The 16,485-nt window shown below is 40.3% G+C and carries 16 protein-coding genes; 8 read left to right on the top strand and 8 right to left on the bottom strand.

Annotation, left to right across the window (positions count from 1 at the left end; genetic code table 11):
* The first annotated feature begins 1 nt into the window (after position 1).
* On the top strand, positions 2-559 hold the full coding sequence (gene rsmD, locus FTV29_RS04860; protein WP_005096323.1) for a 16S rRNA (guanine(966)-N(2))-methyltransferase RsmD: 558 nt from the start codon (positions 2-4) through the stop codon (positions 557-559).
* Positions 560-651: 92 nt separating this feature from the next.
* Here rsmD and FTV29_RS04855 read toward each other — a convergent pair whose 3' ends face one another.
* Entirely contained in the window at positions 652-870 is a 219-nt protein-coding gene (locus FTV29_RS04855) for a hypothetical protein (RefSeq protein ID WP_005171910.1), read from the bottom strand.
* A gap of 245 nt (positions 871-1,115) precedes the next feature.
* Between FTV29_RS04855 and FTV29_RS04850 the strand changes: the two genes are divergently transcribed.
* The 3 genes from FTV29_RS04850 to FTV29_RS04840 all read left to right on the top strand — a co-directional run bounded on the left by FTV29_RS04850 (position 1,116) and on the right by FTV29_RS04840 (position 3,166).
* Positions 1,116-1,850 (top strand): sulfite exporter TauE/SafE family protein, encoded by a 735-nt coding sequence (locus tag FTV29_RS04850; RefSeq protein WP_100328797.1) that lies wholly within the window; start codon positions 1,116-1,118, stop codon positions 1,848-1,850.
* A gap of 99 nt (positions 1,851-1,949) precedes the next feature.
* Positions 1,950-2,711 carry a 3-oxoacyl-ACP reductase gene (locus FTV29_RS04845; RefSeq protein WP_180075199.1) on the top strand — a complete coding sequence of 254 codons (762 nt, stop codon included), beginning with the start codon at positions 1,950-1,952 and terminating at the stop codon, positions 2,709-2,711.
* Positions 2,712-2,845: 134 nt separating this feature from the next.
* Positions 2,846-3,166 (top strand): hypothetical protein, encoded by a 321-nt coding sequence (locus FTV29_RS04840; protein ID WP_005096317.1) that lies wholly within the window; start codon positions 2,846-2,848, stop codon positions 3,164-3,166.
* A 78-nt stretch (positions 3,167-3,244) separates the two neighbouring features.
* Here the strand turns inward: FTV29_RS04840 and FTV29_RS04835 are convergent, their stop codons facing one another.
* Positions 3,245-3,793 (bottom strand): 1-acyl-sn-glycerol-3-phosphate acyltransferase, encoded by a 549-nt coding sequence (locus tag FTV29_RS04835; protein WP_180075220.1) that lies wholly within the window; start codon positions 3,791-3,793, stop codon positions 3,245-3,247.
* A gap of 362 nt (positions 3,794-4,155) precedes the next feature.
* Here FTV29_RS04835 and FTV29_RS04830 point away from each other — a divergent pair, with 362 nt between their 5' ends.
* Positions 4,156-5,319, top strand: a complete 1,164-nt coding sequence (locus FTV29_RS04830; protein ID WP_100328800.1) for a hypothetical protein — start codon at positions 4,156-4,158, stop codon at positions 5,317-5,319.
* A gap of 38 nt (positions 5,320-5,357) precedes the next feature.
* Here FTV29_RS04830 and FTV29_RS04825 read toward each other — a convergent pair whose 3' ends face one another.
* Positions 5,358-6,512: a LuxR C-terminal-related transcriptional regulator gene (locus FTV29_RS04825; protein WP_180075198.1), complete on the bottom strand. Its 1,155-nt coding sequence runs from the start codon at positions 6,510-6,512 to the stop codon at positions 5,358-5,360.
* Positions 6,513-6,741: 229 nt separating this feature from the next.
* On the opposite strand from FTV29_RS04825, the gene FTV29_RS04820 reads away from it, so the two are divergent.
* Positions 6,742-7,236: a copper resistance protein NlpE gene (locus tag FTV29_RS04820; protein ID WP_180075197.1), complete on the top strand. Its 495-nt coding sequence runs from the start codon at positions 6,742-6,744 to the stop codon at positions 7,234-7,236.
* Positions 7,237-7,302: 66 nt separating this feature from the next.
* On the opposite strand, the gene FTV29_RS04815 is transcribed toward FTV29_RS04820, so the two are convergent.
* Positions 7,303-8,991 (bottom strand): YadA C-terminal domain-containing protein, encoded by a 1,689-nt coding sequence (locus FTV29_RS04815; protein WP_180075196.1) that lies wholly within the window; start codon positions 8,989-8,991, stop codon positions 7,303-7,305.
* A gap of 522 nt (positions 8,992-9,513) precedes the next feature.
* On the opposite strand from FTV29_RS04815, the gene FTV29_RS04810 reads away from it, so the two are divergent.
* Positions 9,514-9,891 (top strand): hypothetical protein, encoded by a 378-nt coding sequence (locus tag FTV29_RS04810; RefSeq protein ID WP_180075195.1) that lies wholly within the window; start codon positions 9,514-9,516, stop codon positions 9,889-9,891.
* A gap of 430 nt (positions 9,892-10,321) precedes the next feature.
* On the opposite strand, the gene groL is transcribed toward FTV29_RS04810, so the two are convergent.
* The 4 genes from groL to FTV29_RS04790 all read right to left on the bottom strand — a co-directional run bounded on the left by groL (position 10,322) and on the right by FTV29_RS04790 (position 14,173).
* Positions 10,322-11,956 (bottom strand): chaperonin GroEL, encoded by a 1,635-nt coding sequence (groL, locus tag FTV29_RS04805; RefSeq protein ID WP_180075194.1) that lies wholly within the window; start codon positions 11,954-11,956, stop codon positions 10,322-10,324.
* A 66-nt stretch (positions 11,957-12,022) separates the two neighbouring features.
* Positions 12,023-12,310, bottom strand: a complete 288-nt coding sequence (gene groES, locus FTV29_RS04800; RefSeq protein WP_005096311.1) for a co-chaperone GroES — start codon at positions 12,308-12,310, stop codon at positions 12,023-12,025.
* Positions 12,311-12,477: 167 nt separating this feature from the next.
* Positions 12,478-13,254, bottom strand: a complete 777-nt coding sequence (locus tag FTV29_RS04795) for a metallophosphoesterase (RefSeq protein ID WP_005171918.1) — start codon at positions 13,252-13,254, stop codon at positions 12,478-12,480.
* A complete protein-coding gene (locus FTV29_RS04790; RefSeq protein WP_159138047.1) occupies positions 13,235-14,173 on the bottom strand; it encodes a diacylglycerol kinase family protein in 939 nt (312 codons plus the stop codon). The genes FTV29_RS04795 and FTV29_RS04790 overlap by 20 nt, the downstream gene beginning before the upstream one ends.
* A 415-nt stretch (positions 14,174-14,588) precedes the next feature.
* On the opposite strand from FTV29_RS04790, the gene FTV29_RS04785 reads away from it, so the two are divergent.
* On the top strand, positions 14,589-16,418 hold the full coding sequence (locus FTV29_RS04785; protein WP_005096308.1) for a phosphoenolpyruvate carboxykinase (GTP): 1,830 nt from the start codon (positions 14,589-14,591) through the stop codon (positions 16,416-16,418).
* The last annotated feature ends 67 nt before the right edge of the window (positions 16,419-16,485 follow it).

The following is a 16,485-nucleotide window of genomic DNA, read 5'->3' as shown; positions in this document are numbered from 1 at the left end:
AATGAAAAACCAACTTCGAATTATTGGGGGTGACTGGAAACGTCGTCAACTACCTTTTGCCAGCATTGAGGGTTTACGCCCGACGCCTGATCGAGTACGCGAAACCCTGTTTAACTGGCTTATGTGGGACGTACAAAATGCACAGGTTTTGGACATTTGTGCAGGATCTGGTGCCTTGGCTTTTGAAGCCTTATCGCGTGGTGCGGCCTCAGTCGTCATGATTGAACCAGATCGTACTCAGGCACAATTCCTGACCCAGAATCTTGAACTTTTACAAGTCACCAAAGCACGCGCCCAATTGAAAATAGCAACGGCGCAGCAAGCTTTAACCAGCCTGCAAACACAATTTGATCTGGTTTTTCTCGATCCACCGTATAGCCTGAACTTATGGGAAGAGCTGGCATTACAGGCAGATCATCTGGTGAAAAATAATGCTTATATTTATGTGGAAGCAGACCGTGATCTACAGTTGCTTAAATTACCAGCATCATGGCGACTCATTAAAAATACCAAAGCCGGTACAGTGCGTGCAGGGCTTTATCAAAAAAGTGTTTCTTAAATAAAGTCACAATTAAGACCCATTAAAAAAGGATTCCGCGGTGGAATCCTTTTTTGTCAATAATAGTCAAACTGAAAGATGCGAGAAGTATTTTAGTCACGATCACGGCGCCAATCACGGTTGTCACCTCTGTCACGCTTCCAATCCCGATGATCTCTATGCTCCCGATTTTTCCAGTCACGATCCTTGTGGTCTCGATCATAATGTCCGTTGCGATCCCGGTGATCACGAGAACCATCATCCCATGGATCAACCACACAACCAGTTAATGACACTGCCAATACAGAAAGTAAAATCGCTTTTTTAATCATGTCCCTAATCTCTTTACTGCACCCTATCAGTATCAGGCGAGTTCATGGAGACTAAACGAACTCATTGTTGCTCTGTTGTAGTGATTTATGCATTTTTTATGCAGGAATAAAAAACTCATTCCTTATTTTCGTTTTAATATTTTACGCACATTTGAACTTTAATTTGCATAAATACAGCTAACTAAAAGCTTGGCTTTTGCCCTGATCTTTAGAATATTGCTGCCTTTCCTTCTGACCTTACCTTTATGACCTGGCTGTTATTTATTCTTGGTGCAATGGTCGCTGGTTTCGTACAGGGGCTGACCGGTTTTGCCTTTGCCCTGATTGCCATGTCATTCTGGGTCTGGGTATTGGCTCCGCAACTGGCAGCGCCCTTGCTGGTATTTGCTTCCATCTGGAGTCATTTAATTTCACTGACGCAGGAACAGAAACCACCCATATTATCTAAACAGTGGCTACTGCCTTATTTAGTAGCGGGTCTGATTGGCGTACCGCTCGGCACTTACCTGCTGCACATCATCCAAGCTGATACATTTAAACTGGTTTTGGGCATTTTTCTGGTGCTCTGGTCTCCGCTGATGCTGCTCAATCCACACATCAAAACCATTCAGCGCTCGGGAAAAATAGCCGACAGTAGTATCGGATTGATGGGTGGAATATTAGGTGGACTCGGTGGTTTCTGCGGAGCTGTCCCTTCAGCATGGGTGATGTTGAAACAACTCCCGAAAGCCCAGCAACGCTATATCTTGAGGCATTTTAATTTTGCAGTTCAGGTCTTCGCACTCGGTACCTATCTATGGCAAGGTATGATCGATCAAAGTCATTTACCCTATATGGCAGTGTTAATAGTTTTTGTCAGTATTCCGGCCATTTTAGGGGCAAAACTCTTTTATAAAATTTCTGAACTGCTGTTTAAACGTATTATTTTGAGTTTGCTGTTCAGCGCCGGCTGTTTTCTTATAGCGTCCCAATTCATTTAAGCCCAATCTCATGCAGAGTTGATTTACTTTGCCCCAAGCTTGAATCCGCTGACATAACTGCTATGTTAGGGCCAATATTTCGTAATATAGATCATCATTATGCAGATTCGTGATCAGATTGTTCTCGTTACCGGCGGAGCACGTGGCTTGGGTTTGGCGATTACTCAAGCCCTATTGGCAGAAGGTGCTCGCGTCGTCGTCAATTATCATAGCAGTCAGCAAACCGCCGAACAGCTTGCGCAGCAGTATCCCGAGCAGGTCTTTATTTATCAGGCCGATGTCACTCAGGCTGATCAGGTACGGACTTTATTTGCTGCGGCAAAAAACCATTTCGGCGAAGCAATTCATGCTGTAATCAATAACGCACTGATTCAGTTTGAATTTAATGGGGATGATCGTCCTAAGGTTGAAGATTTAACTTGGGAGACCATGTCACGTCAATTCAGTGGTGCAGTACAGGCTGCCCTCAATACCACGCAAGCCGCACTAGATGATATGAAGCACACGGGTTTTGGCCGGATCATCAATATCGGCACAAACTTAGTGCAAAATCCGGTGGTTCCTTATCATGACTATACCGCAGCAAAAGCGGCTTTATTGGCCTTTACCCGCACTACGGCGCAGGATTTGGGACAATATGGTATTAATGTCAATATGCTCTCTGGCGGCCTGTTACAAACCACAGATGCCAGTAAAGCCACACCAGACTTTGTTTTTGATCTAATTGCTCAATCAACTCCTTTACGCCGCGTGATTACACCAGAAGAGTTTGCTGCTGCAATCCTGATGTTTTTATCGCCTTATTCACGTGCCGTGACCGGACAAAACCTGATTGTGGATGGCGGCTTGGTTAAAGGTTAACTGACCAGAGAATAGACCGGGATTTTTAGATTCTATTGTTCTATTTTTTGACCATCTGGTAGATTAAAAAGGTTTTGTGACCGGATTTTACTTCTACAATATGGTGTTCCCATAAAACCTTTTGTCTATTTTCTATGAAATTTATCACGACATTGCTCAGTACCTTATTGCTGGCAGGTTGTATGTCTAGCGATCTGAAAAAATCGGAACAGCTGCTGCAAAATTTCCAGTGCTCCCAGATCGAGATGTCACAGATGTCGCATACCAGCATGACCGATTATTATCAGCATTCGCTCTATAGCACAAAATCTAAGGCCGAAGCGTATATCGAGCATTATCACCAAGGTGAAAAGTTATTTGATATTCCCTTATCGGAAGTTGTGCAACAGCAATATGAGCTGTATAAAAGTGCCTGTCAAAGCCTCGGTGGAATTTTACCCGCTTCTGAAAACTAAGTAGTATTTGTCTGATATTCTTAATTCTTAGGCAATAAAAAAGCAGGGAAAATACCCTGCTCTTTTTACAACGCAATTTTAATTCTGATAATAACGCTGATCGACACTGAAACATTCAGGGAATTTTGGCTGAATATCTGCATAAAATGCCATGATTTCCGCCATATCTTTTTCATAATCCCCTGTCGGATAAACGATTTTACCTACGCCAGTTTTCTTCTTGGCATAGTCCATATAGGCCAATGCAATCGGCACACCGGCATTAATCGCTACATGATAAAAACCTGTCTTCCACTGTTCCTGTTTGGCACGAGTTGCTTCTGGCGTCACCAACATCACCAGTTTAGGATGGGTCTTGAATAATTCCGTCATCAGCTGAACCATGCTCGGACGAGGCTCACCCGGCTGTTTAGGACGGCGATCAATCCCGATACCGCCCATAGCACGCACAAAAGGCCCAAATGGCAATTTCATGTAACTGTCTTTAATGGTTAAGCGAACATTTACGCCCAATGCTTTTAAGGCCAGTCGCGCATACAGTGCATCCCAATTACTGGTATGAGGAGCAGCAATCATGACACATTGGTCTAAATCTAGGGGCCAATGGTTATCAATTTCCCAACCCATCAGGTTCAGGCTTTGTTCTGCTAACTTCTCAAACACGTCACGCACCAATTCTATTCAAAATTGCGCGAATTTTAGCAACCTCGGCAAATATAGATAGTGCTATATGATCAATAAATAAACAATTAATCTATATTTGTATAATTAGAATTTTTAAATGAATAGTTGATTATTTTTGCCACCTTCAACTTATCTCATACATCAATTTACGGATAGTTCAGATTGCTTCCCCATATAAATAGGAATTTCTTTCCAATTTAAAGGATTCATACATTAAAAAGATCTTAACCTCCTAATTTTGGGATATGGCAAATATGAGGGTCTTTTTATACTGAATCCACATTATAAATTTCAGGAAGATTCTAATGAAAAAAACTTTACTTTGCCTTGCTTTAGCGGGGTTACTTAGTGCCTGCGGCGGTTCGGATGATAACTCAAGTACACCTCCTGCAAGTAATATTGGAACCCAGACAGGGGTGCTGACGGATGCTGTGATTTCTGGAGTACGCTATGTCACAAGTAGTGGTGCTACAGGTTTTACCAATGACAATGGTGAATTCAACTTCAATGAAGGAGAAACGGTTAAATTTTATATTGGTGATGTTCAACTCGGTGATGAAATTGAAGCCAAAGAACGTGTTACCCCTTTGGATTTAGCTGAGACTGAAAATGCTCGCCTTAACTTACTGGTATTTTTACAATCCTTAGATGGAGATGATAACGATGACAAACTTCAAATTAGTACGGCCACTACAGATGCCTTAAAAAATCAGAGTATTAATTTTGACCAACCTTATAATGACTTTAAAAATGAAGCTATTGTCAAAACAGTAATTCCTGAAGAAAAGTTAGTGAATGAAGAGGATGCTAAAGCACACTTTCAAGCGACCTTCTACAAAGATATTGCCGGTACGTGGGAGATTAACCGTACCGATAACACTGCTGTGTTGATTCACATTCTGGAAGATGGACGCTATGCACTAGGTGAAGCAGAAGCCAAAGATGAGAGTGGTCAAGCAGGTATTGAAATGGGCCGCTTAAAATGGAATGCAACAACAACCGTGATTGAACCGGAAATCCTGCATGACACCAATGGTGAATGGGGACTTTCACATCCTGCCGAGAATAAACCTTATTCTTTAAACTTTAATGGAACTCAATTAATTCTTACTGAACCGGGCGTTAATACTGAATACCGTTTAAATCGAGTTAAGCAGTCTAATAGTCTCGTCGGCACGTGGCGACTCAATGAAACGCACCTATTTGCTTTCTTTGATAATAACTATTATTTCTTCCTAGACACTGAAGGCGGAGATGATTGTGGTTGGCCAGGGATTGAATATGGCAAATATACATTGTCAGCAAATACTCTCACCACAACCGAGGTATTATTCGATACCAACGAGTGTGGTGGATTACAAGATAGTTCAAATGGCAGCAAGACAATTGCAAGCATCAATATATCTAACAACAATCTTATCTTACATCCGCAAGGTGAAGATCCTGTAACTTTACAACGTGTTAAATAACCCATATAAACCGGCTTGAATATGAAATTCAGGCCGGTTTAATCAATATGTTCAAATTGAATGGTACAACCCATCAATAAATGCATCAGTTCGATTTGCGAACAACATTGGGTTTTTTCATAAATATTTTTAAAATACGTCCGTACCGAACTCAACGTAATGCCACACTGTTCTGCAATATCTTCTATTTTATAACCATTAATTAACAACTCGCATAAATCAAACTCTCTTTTGGAAAGCTGGTAACACTGTTGTAGGTAAGCTCTTGACAGGGAATAATGCTGGTTTTTATCTGTCATAAATAAGGCAATTTGATGCTGAGCAGACTGTAAATGTTGCATATTTCTTAATTTTTTAAATGGCACCACCGTCAGCATTAATTGAGACCCCGTACTATCACTCAGTGCCAAGACTCCACCGACCTCAGCCTGAACCGTTGTAGCATCCAGTAAAGCACTTTCTAACAACTGATCAAGACGTGCCTGCTGAGAAGGATGGATTTTTAGATGATTATGTCTATCCAGATCCAGACATGAACTTTGATGAATCATCTGCTGTGCCACAGGATTGGAATAGCTTAAACACAAGTTTTGATCAAGCAGCACAATCCCTGTTTTTAAACCCTCCAATAGCGTATACAAGTTTAAATTATCTTGTTGAATCAAGCTGATTTGTCGGTGAATTTGTAAAGCCCGGCGTAAATGAATACTGATGCGTCGGAGAAAATCCAGCTCTGCCTGTTCAAAAGGCTGTACTTCAGGTGCACGATGAATACCCAGTACCGCCCAACGATAATTTCCCCGATCCAGCAATACGCCAGCCAGATAGCAGACACCTGTTGGCTTTAAACATTTTTCATAAAATACATAATGATCCGTACCGGGCCGCTCTGCATAATGCTGACAATTCTGATTTAGCGCATCCCCCATCTCAATATCATTCCATAAGGGCATATGGAGCTTCATATCAATCACTCTGATACGCTCATCCTGATAGGCAGCCAAACTTTCATTCGGGATATTATACGTGTGAACAAAATCATAGCCTGGATTAAGCTGATCCAGACCGGTAAAGATTGCACTCTTACTTTTAGTGTAGCTCACGATATCTTCGATCACCTCCAGCCACAAAGCTGGCAATAATGCAGCATCATAAATTTTTGCAATCAGATTATTTTCTTGTTCTAATTTCATTGCTGCCTCATTTTTTATAGTTCTTTCTTAATCATAGCGCCAAGCAGCCCTTGGTGAAACGACATAAAATGCCTTTAATATTTTATGAAAATCCCTAAAGTCTATTGATTGATGAATAACTTTGATCTGATTCACCTAATGAATCAAACTTTAACAAGATTGCTCTATTTATCTATACAGACTGCTTTTAATGTAATTAGCTAACAAATAAATCCATAGGATCAAAACAATGAAGAAATTTATATTCACCGCTGCGATGGCAGTCGCTATTTCATCAACGTTGACAGCATGTTCAAAACAGAATGACAATGAGCCAATGAATCATAATGCACCATCCAGCCCAGCGATGACGGAGCAAAATAACCCCGGTACCAATCTGACTCGGGCTGATAGCGCAGAGACCTCATTAGATTGGGCAGGTGAATATGAAGGTGTATTTCCTTGTGCCGACTGTGAAGGCATTAAAGTCGAGTTACAGCTTAATTCAGATAAGACTTATGAACTGAGTGAAGAATATTTAGGGAAAGCTAATAATAATGAATTTGAACTCAAAGGCAGTTTTAGTTTTGATCCTCAGGATCCATCACTCATCACATTAGATAACAAAGCTGAAAACCGTAAATTTTTTGTTGGCGAAAATTTTATTGAAGCACGTGATGTGGAGTCAGGTAAGAAAATTGAGAGTAATTTAAATTACAAATTAATTAAAAAGTCTTCATCATAATTTTGTAAAGACATAAAAAATCCCCGCAATATGCGGGGATTTTTTATAGCTCAGTATAAGGAGTAATTATTTACCGCCAAATACGTATGATACACCTACACGGCCACCAACTTCATTACCGCCAGCGAAACCAAGAGCAGCACTTACAGAAGTACGACCATCAGCAAATACGCTTGCAACACCTAGGGCACCAGCAGACTCACCTTCATAGTGACCTACACCGCCAAATACAGCGAATTGGCCAGCACCGATATTAGGAATTTGTTGTTGAGCAGCTAATGCAATTGCTACACCACGATAAGCAGTTTTTTCTACGTCATCAATACGAGAGTTCAACTGATTTACACGGCTATTTAATTGACCAGCTGTTGTATTGAATTGAGTAGTTAAACGTTGATCAACTTCAGCAACTTTAGCATCGATTTGAGCAGTTGCTCCACCTACAGCGTCGTCTACAGTAGTTTGGATATTATCAACAATACTTACACCATTGATACGGAAGTCACCAGAATCTACATAGTCAGCAGTGATTGTAGTTTTAGCAGATGTAGTACCATTTACATCAGTTGTAGATTTTTTAACTTCTAAACCGTAAATATTACCGCCTTCTGAATCAGTAGCAATAATACCAGTTTCTACACTTTGAGACTTAGTTGTAGTTGGACCATTTGTACCAACTTGGAAATCTGTACCTGCTGGAATTACACCTGCAGATGCTTCTGTATCACTACCACCAACTAAAATTTGACCAGCATTATCAAATGATTGTACCGATTCACCATATACAGTTTTAGTAGCACCTACAAATGCTGTTGAATTAATTTGGTTTGTAACACCACCAAACAAACCAGAAGCTGCACCAGCACCTACCAATGTAAGATTTTCGATTGAATCAACAGTTGTTTCTGTAAGAGTTTTATCAGCAGCAACCGTGTAATATTTACCATTGAACTCAATAACTTGTGCATCACGCACACCAGCTTCACTAATTGTACCGTAAGCTTTTAGCGGTGTAGTATCTACAGCTGTGCCACCAGTAATTTGCTGTGATGTTAAAGTACCTGTTTCATAGTTAATAGATACATTACCATTTAAGTTTTCTGGATTAACTTTAATTAAGGTTAAACCATGTGCATTAAGTGCAGTCTCAGCAACAGTAGTTGTTCCATTTGCAGCAACAAGCACCTCACTTGAAAGTACGCCAAGGTTGTTACCATTCGAACCGTCAAAAGCACCTACAGAAAGATTTTGGAATTTACCATTCCCCACAATCGTAGTATCTGCTTCTTCCAACAAACCATCAACCGCTTGCTCATCACCTGCAATTTCGCTAGTTACGTTACCTGAAAATTGAACTTCATCGCCCACAACTGTTGTATTAGAAGATAATGAATAATTCCAAGTATGAGCTGTGTCTGCAGGTACTTCTACAGGTTCAGATTCTTCAGGACCACCAACGACAGTCTCAGTACCAACTAAACCACCACGAACAAACGTATAGCCATCCGCTTTAATAGTTGCAACTGTCTCATTTTCTAATTCATTAAATTTATAATCAGTAGTAGAACCTTCGATTAGATCACGTGTATAAACTTTGTTACCAATTGCATATACATAAGTAGGCTCTGTCGTACCTTCTGCAGTGAATGCATACTGATCAACAACTTGCTCACCTTTTTTTGGCTCAGCCGCATTCGCCATTGTGAATGAAGCTAAAGTTAAAGCAGCTGCTAAAAGAGTCTTTTGAAATTTCATGTAAATTTCCTTCAATTTTTATAAAAAGACTGGTCTACCCTAGGATTGATGTAAACCAGCAAAACTGAGTTGAATGTCTGGTTGTTCTGGAGACTGCCATCCACTACCTGCCGCTGCTAGAGCGGACCTGAGGCAATAATATACAAAACGAAACAAAGATATCAATCAATATTTGATTTATTTTTAAATTTAAAATTGATTTTGAGGGTGAAAATAATATGAAATTAACTTAAGATTTTGTTTTAAATAGCAATTTAAGAAATAAAAAATGATAAAGTAACCTTGATTAATTCACAGATTGATTGACTAATATTTTTATTTAGTTGAATTCAATCTAAAGTGTAGAAATAAATAAAAATTACAAATAATTACAACAAGATAGGATAAACAACCTTGTTACAATTGAAATATGAGTCGAGTTTTCTTAAAATTATGCTCTTAAAATCATTGTAGTATTTTAAATACATTTTTAAGATAAAACTTATAAAGTGTATGATGAGATAGAAAGAGAGAACTTAATTTATGAGCAATCAAGAAGAAAAAAAATTATTTGCTGAACGCTTAAAACAAGCTTTAAACGCTGTCGGGCATCCTATTAGTCCGACTTATTTATCTAAAGAATTTAATAACCGTTACGATGGCACCTCTATTTCCGTACAATCTGCAAATAACTGGTTATTAGGTAAGGCCATCCCTAGCCAAGATAAACTCTCTATTTTAGCGATTTGGTTAAATGTATCTAATCAATGGCTAAGATTTGGAGACCAGGATATTAGTCCGAGTGCTCAGATTTCAGAACATGATATTGGAGATCTAGACTATTATCTAAAGTTTCGCGCTTTAAAAAATCATCATAAAGATATCATTAAAAAGTTGATTGATGAGTTAAATCAATTCTAATTTTTATGCGTGAAATAAGCTAAAATTTTTTTATGCTCATGTTCATATCTCCGTAAACGATCTTCATATTCCTTTAATTTCCGGTATAAAGACTTTAATTCACATTTACTAATCAATACCAGTTCAGAATGATCCTCTGAACTTTCCCCCTCATTATTTATAACTGTACTGTTCATATAGCCGCACATCAATTATATTTTGATTAAATAATAAATCAAAAAATTATATATTCCAAGATCAAATGTTACAAAAATAAACATTAATCAATTTTTTAATAAAAAATGATACCCTGTTTGCATTTTTTAATCTAGATCAAACTTATGTCTCAAATTTTACTCTATTTTTTATTGAAATCGTACTTTTTTATCAAGAAATAAAAAAAATCCCTACCTGAGGTAGGGATTTTTCAAGATCAAATGATCAACATGAATTACATCATGCCGCCCATACCACCCATGCCGCCCATATCAGGCATTGCAGGCTTGTCTTCTGGAATATCTGTGATCATACATTCAGTTGTCAACATTAATGCAGCAACAGAAGCAGCATGCTCAAGTGCAGAACGCGTTACTTTTGCTGGGTCAAGAATACCCATTTCGAGCATATCGCCATAAACACCCGTTGCCGCATTATAGCCGAAGTTGCCTTCGCCATTTTTCACAGCATTGATCACCACTGAAGGCTCATCACCCGCATTCGATACGATTTGACGAAGCGGCGCTTCAATCGCACGACGTAGAATGTTGATACCTACATTTTGGTCATCATTCGCGCCAGTTACGTTATCCAATACTTTCGCTGCACGTACCAGTGCAACACCACCACCTGCAACCACACCTTCTTCAACCGCAGCACGCGTTGCATGAAGGGCATCATCTACACGGTCTTTCTTCTCTTTCATTTCAACTTCAGTCGCAGCACCGATTTTGATCACTGCAACACCGCCTGCCAATTTAGCAACACGTTCTTGAAGTTTTTCTTTGTCATATTCAGACGTCGATTCTTCAATTTGCGCACGGATTTGCTGAACACGTTCAGAGATTTGACCTGCATTACCCGCACCATCCACAATCACTGTGTTTTCTTTAGATACAGTCACTTTATGTGCAGTACCTAAATGTTCAAGTGCAGTTTGATCTAGCTGCATGCCAATTTCTTCAGAAATCACCGTACCGCCAGTCAAGATCGCAATGTCTTGCAGCATCGCTTTACGACGATCACCAAAACCAGGTGCTTTAACTGCACATACTTTGATGATGCCGCGCATGTTGTTGACAACCAAAGTTGCCAACGCTTCGCCTTCAACATCTTCAGCGATGATCAAAAGCGGTTTACCTGTTTTCGCAACAGCTTCAAGCACTGTGATCAACTCACGAATGTTGCTGATTTTTTTGTCAACCAGAAGAATGAACGGATTTTCAAGCTCCGCAGTTAGCGTGTCTTGCTTGTTTGCGAAGTATGGCGAGATGTAACCGCGGTCAAACTGCATACCCTCTACCACATCTAGAGAATCTTCAAAGCCTGAACCTTCTTCTACAGTAATGACACCTTCTTTGCCCACTTTTTCCATTGCTTGCGCAATCAGTTTACCTACAGTGGTGTCAGAGTTTGCAGAGATCGAACCGACTTGTTCAATCGCTTTAGAATCAGACGCAGGTTGAGCAGTTGCTTTAATTTCAGCAACCAAAGATCTAACAGCGATATCGATACCGCGTTTCAAGTCCATTGGGTTCATACCCGCTGTAACTGACTTGATGCCTTCGTTCAAAATTGCTTGAGCCAATACAGTTGCAGTGGTGGTACCGTCACCTGCGATGTCATTAGTTTTAGAAGACACTTCACGAACCAGCTGAGCACCCATATTTTCGAATTTATCTTTCAGGGTGATTTCTTTGGCAACCGTTACACCATCTTTGGTGATGTGCGGCGCACCGAAAGAACGGTCGATCACAACGTTACGGCCTTTAGGACCTAGTGTTACTTTCACTGCATCTGCAAGGATATTCACACCAGCAATCATTTTGCTGCGCGCTGAATCACCAAATTTTACGTCTTTAGCTGACATTTTTGACTCCAAATACTTTTAATATCTTTTAAATTCTGATGAATATAAGACGACTTTAAACGGAAATTAAGCAAATACCGCTAAAATGTCAGATTCTTTCATAATAAGAAGTTCTTCGCCGTCAACTTTCACAGTTGTACCCGCATACGTACCGAACAATACTTTATCGCCAACTTTTACATCTAGTGCACGTACACCATTGTCAGTGATTTGACCATTACCTACAGCAATGATTTCACCTTGAGCTGGTTTTTCTGCAGCAGAACCAGGAAGTAAAATACCGCCAGCTGTTTTAGTTTCTTCTTCAACACGACGAATAACAACGCGGTCATGTAATGGACGAATGTTGCTCATATTTAACTCCATCAGACTAAGTCTTTTTAGGTCACTGATGACGACTTAATTATTCCATGGGTCATCATCAAAAATTTTTGATGTCACTTTTATGGAGATGGAATAAAACGCTTCAAGGGCAAAAATGAAAAAAAATTGCTTTTTTTTAACGAATACTGATTTTTCGTCTATTTATTCAACATATCAGGCTTTAACAGAAAGGACTGGGTCACGTCATCGAATAAATACTGGGAAATTTTTCCTGATGCATCAATCAGATTAAAACTATTTGGCTCTTTTTTATGTAGCCGATGCGAGGCTGAAGTACCTGCATGTACATCATAAACAGGATGATCTGCCCCCAAATCAAAGATCAGGTTCAAATCATAAACCGCAGGTTGATGCAGATGTCCATGCAAGACTGCAAACAGGCCATGTGCTGCCCAAGCTTCTAAAGCAATTTTGGCCATCAATGGACTATCCTTAAAACCGCGCTTATTTTGAAAAGGCACATAGAACGGTTGATGGCTGACAATAATTTTTAATTTGGAAGAAGGCGCTTGGCCTAATTTCCGATCAATACGCTGAATCTGCTCAAGCGATAAATGCCCTTTGGTGTGATAGCGGCGCCGGATTGAGTTCACCCCCACCAGATAAAAGTTGTCTGTTTCAAGTGTGGGTTCAAGTTCACCAAAAAAAAGCTGATAACGGGTAAATGGATTGAACAGCCGATTCCATAAATGATAGAGCGGAATATCATGATTACCCGGAATTACCAGATAAGGTGTCTCAAGCTGATCTAAAAACCGTTTACAGGCCAAAAACTGGCTTAAACGTGCGCGTTGGGTCAGATCACCACTGACGACGACCGCTTCCAGAGGATGAGTCTGACAGAACTGTCGAATTGCCTCTAAACACTCGGGTTTTTCTGTCCCAAAATGCAGATCAGACAGATGCAGGATCATGCGGCACCCTTACACTCAGGCTGTTTTTTAAAACAGAAATATTGAGGGGCGGCGCCATTTCTACGATTTCGCCATCAATCGCCACCATCAATTTCTTGGATCTAGATTCGATACGGACTTGATCGGCTGCAAAACTGTAAACATCCGAAGCCTGATCAATCTTGCCACGAACCAACTGATACACAAGCTTAAATAAAGTTAGCTTATCACTTTTAGAAACCACTACTCCTGCGACTTTACCCTGCTCTGCTGCTTTGGCAATCTGCATTTTCATATCTGCCAGTTGCAAGGGATTGTTGCCAAAAAAGATCAGCGGTGTTTTTACCGGATATTTCTTGTGATCTACCCAGATTTCCAGTTTCAGTTCCTTACGGTCGCGAATCAGCACATCCAGTGCGGAAGTATAGGCATGTAACGGCAATCGACCAAACCGCCGGTTATAATCTTCACGTTTTTTGATAAATAAGGGATACAGACCCAAACTGGCATTATTCAGATAAATATCCTGATTAATTTGGGCTACATTGATACGTTTAGATTGTCCCGTGGCAATCACTTTAGCGGCTTCAATTAAATCCAGGGGAATATCTAATAATCTGGCTACATAATTAAAAGTACCCAAGGGTAAAATTCCAACAGAAATTTGCGTATTCAATAAATGTTTGGCGACTGTATTTAAAGTACCATCCCCACCTGCTGCCACCACGATACCTGCTTCATCCGACGCTAAATGTCGTGTCAACACCTCCGCCATAACGTGATCAAATTGCTGTGAATCATTGATTTCATAAGCTTTAGTCTGATAACCTTGCGCTGAAAATATTTCAGTCAATTGTTCATAGATCCCTTCTGGCCCTTGTATGCGAAAACCAGCATTATGATTATAAATAAGCGATAAGGGTTTAGATTGATTAGACATTTTTCGCACAACTTTATGAAGCCTATTGGCATTTTGTCCAATTCATAGACAATTAACAGTAGCTTTATGTAAAATTCAAATGGCAACCATTTATTTAATCAATAACGAATATGAGACGTGCTATAAAATTAATAAACTGATTTTATTAATAATTTTTAAAATAAATACTATTCATAATTAAAATAAATAACCAAGACAATTCAAATATTTAGTTTTATCTTATTGTTTTTATTATATTTACAAATAAAATAGCATTATATGCCAAAAGAAATCTAGTGCTTCTTTGGTCTTATTTTTTTTATCATTTTATGCTTTAATACAGCCACTTTTTTTCATATATCATCCGGGCAACATTTTTATTGCTCGGATTGTACTTTGTACATCCTTTTTGTACACATTTGAGATAGGCCTCACCATGACCCAAGTGAACGCACCAGAATTCGTTCGTCACCCTAAGCTTATTGCTTGGGTGGAAGAGATTGCTAAATTAACAAAACCAGCAAAAATTGAATGGTGTGACGGTAGCGCAGAAGAATATCAACGTTATATCGACTTGATGATCGCTAACGGCACAATGCAAGCACTGAATCAAGAAACTCATCCTGGTTCTTATCTTGCGAATTCTGATCCTTCTGACGTTGCTCGTGTTGAAGGTCGTACTTACATTTGCTCTGAAAACAAAGAAGACGCTGGCGCAACCAACAACTGGGAAGCGCCTGCTGAAATGCGTGCTCGCCTCAACGGTTTGTTTGACGGTTCTATGAAAGGTCGTACTTTGTACGTTGTGCCTTTCTCTATGGGTCCTTTAGGTTCTCATATTGCACACATCGGTATCGAATTAACAGATTCTCCTTACGTTGCTGTAAGCATGTCTAAAATGGCTCGCATGGGTAAAGCTGTTTATGACGTTCTAGGTACTGATGGCGAATACGTTCCATGTGTACATACTGTGGGCGCTCCGCTAGAACAAGGCGAAAAAGACGTTGCATGGCCTTGCAACCCTGAAAAATACATCGTGCATTATCCAGAAACTCGTGAGATCTGGTCTTACGGTTCTGGTTATGGCGGTAACGCATTGCTTGGTAAAAAATGCCTGGCTTTACGTATTGCATCATTTATGGGTCGTCAACAAGGCTGGTTAGCTGAACACATGCTGATCCTTGGCGTGACCAATCCACAAGGCGAAAAACACTATATCGCAGCGGCATTCCCATCTGCATGTGGTAAAACCAACTTCGCGATGTTGATTCCACCAGCGGGCTACGAAGGCTGGAAAATTGAAACTGTAGGTGACGATATTGCTTGGATCAAACCAGGTGAAGACGGTCGTCTATATGCAATCAACCCTGAAGCTGGTTTCTTCGGTGTAGCACCGGGTACAAATACCAAGACCAACCCGAACTGTATGGCAACATTAACTAAAGATGTGATCTATACCAACGTTGCTGTAACTGACAACGGTGAAGTTTGGTGGGAAGGTCTTTCTAAAGAAGTACCTGCTAACCTGACCAACTGGAAAGGTCAACCTCACACTGGCGAAGAAAAAGCTGCGCATCCAAATGCTCGCTTCACTGTTGCTGCTGGTCAATGCCCTTCGATTGACGCTGACTGGGAAAATCCAGCAGGTGTTCCAATTTCTGCGTTCATCTTCGGTGGTCGCCGCGCGGACACAGTGCCTCTAATTTCAGAAGCATTTGACTGGGTTGATGGTGTTTACAAAGCTGCAACCATGGGCTCTGAAACCACTGCTGCTGCTGTTGGTCAACAAGGTATTGTTCGTCGTGACCCGTTCGCGATGCTTCCTTTCGCTGGCTACAACATGGCGGATTACTTCACGCACTGGTTAGAAATGGGCGAGCAAGTTGCTGAGAAAGCTGAAGCTGCTGGCAACAAACTTCCTGGGATCTATAACGTGAACTGGTTCCGTCGTGACGCTGAAGGCAACTTCGTATGGCCTGGTTTCGGTCAAAACATGCGCGTTCTTGAGTGGATCATTGACCGCTGTGAAGGTCGTGCAACTGCTGTTGACACACCAATTGGCCGCGTTCCAACTTATGAACAATTGAACTGGACTGGTTCTGACTTCACGAAAGAACAATTTGACCTTGTGACTGCTCAAGATAAAGATCAATGGATCAAAGAACTTGAAAGCCACACTGAATTGTTCGACAAACTTGGTGGTCGTTTGCCAGAGGCGTTAAAACAACGTCAAGCAGAATTAATTGCTGCGGTTAAATCTGCTTAATTGCTGATTGATCTAAAAGTTTGATTAAAAAAGGTCGCGTAAGCGGCCTTTTTTATTAAATGGATAA

Origin of the sequence: Acinetobacter sp. YH12254 (assembly GCF_013417415.1) — a bacterium.
GTDB classification, from domain to species: Bacteria; Pseudomonadota; Gammaproteobacteria; order Pseudomonadales; family Moraxellaceae; genus Acinetobacter; species Acinetobacter pseudolwoffii.
The sequence above is the reverse complement of the archived record's forward strand: the minus strand, read 5'-3'. Positions and strand labels throughout refer to the sequence as shown.

Excerpts from the sequence above, each read along its gene's own strand:
- FTV29_RS04840 (WP_005096317.1), top strand. The coding sequence starts at position 2,846 with ATGAAATTTATCACGACATTGCTCAGTACCTTATTGCTGGCAGGTTGT.
- groES (WP_005096311.1), bottom strand. The coding sequence starts at position 12,310 with ATGAGCAACATTCGTCCATTACATGACCGCGTTGTTATTCGTCGTGTT.
- FTV29_RS04850 (WP_100328797.1), top strand. The coding sequence starts at position 1,116 with ATGACCTGGCTGTTATTTATTCTTGGTGCAATGGTCGCTGGTTTCGTA.
- FTV29_RS04815 (WP_180075196.1), bottom strand. The coding sequence starts at position 8,991 with ATGAAATTTCAAAAGACTCTTTTAGCAGCTGCTTTAACTTTAGCTTCA.
- FTV29_RS04820 (WP_180075197.1), top strand. The coding sequence starts at position 6,742 with ATGAAGAAATTTATATTCACCGCTGCGATGGCAGTCGCTATTTCATCA.
- rsmD (WP_005096323.1), top strand. The coding sequence starts at position 2 with ATGAAAAACCAACTTCGAATTATTGGGGGTGACTGGAAACGTCGTCAA.
- FTV29_RS04835 (WP_180075220.1), bottom strand. The coding sequence starts at position 3,793 with ATGGGTTGGGAAATTGATAACCATTGGCCCCTAGATTTAGACCAATGT.
- groL (WP_180075194.1), bottom strand. The coding sequence starts at position 11,956 with ATGTCAGCTAAAGACGTAAAATTTGGTGATTCAGCGCGCAGCAAAATG.
- FTV29_RS04825 (WP_180075198.1), bottom strand. The coding sequence starts at position 6,512 with ATGAAATTAGAACAAGAAAATAATCTGATTGCAAAAATTTATGATGCT.
- FTV29_RS04855 (WP_005171910.1), bottom strand. The coding sequence starts at position 870 with ATGATTAAAAAAGCGATTTTACTTTCTGTATTGGCAGTGTCATTAACT.
- FTV29_RS04845 (WP_180075199.1), top strand. The coding sequence starts at position 1,950 with ATGCAGATTCGTGATCAGATTGTTCTCGTTACCGGCGGAGCACGTGGC.
- FTV29_RS04830 (WP_100328800.1), top strand. The coding sequence starts at position 4,156 with ATGAAAAAAACTTTACTTTGCCTTGCTTTAGCGGGGTTACTTAGTGCC.
- FTV29_RS04790 (WP_159138047.1), bottom strand. The coding sequence starts at position 14,173 with ATGTCTAATCAATCTAAACCCTTATCGCTTATTTATAATCATAATGCT.
- FTV29_RS04795 (WP_005171918.1), bottom strand. The coding sequence starts at position 13,254 with ATGATCCTGCATCTGTCTGATCTGCATTTTGGGACAGAAAAACCCGAG.
- FTV29_RS04810 (WP_180075195.1), top strand. The coding sequence starts at position 9,514 with ATGAGCAATCAAGAAGAAAAAAAATTATTTGCTGAACGCTTAAAACAA.
- FTV29_RS04785 (WP_005096308.1), top strand. The coding sequence starts at position 14,589 with ATGACCCAAGTGAACGCACCAGAATTCGTTCGTCACCCTAAGCTTATT.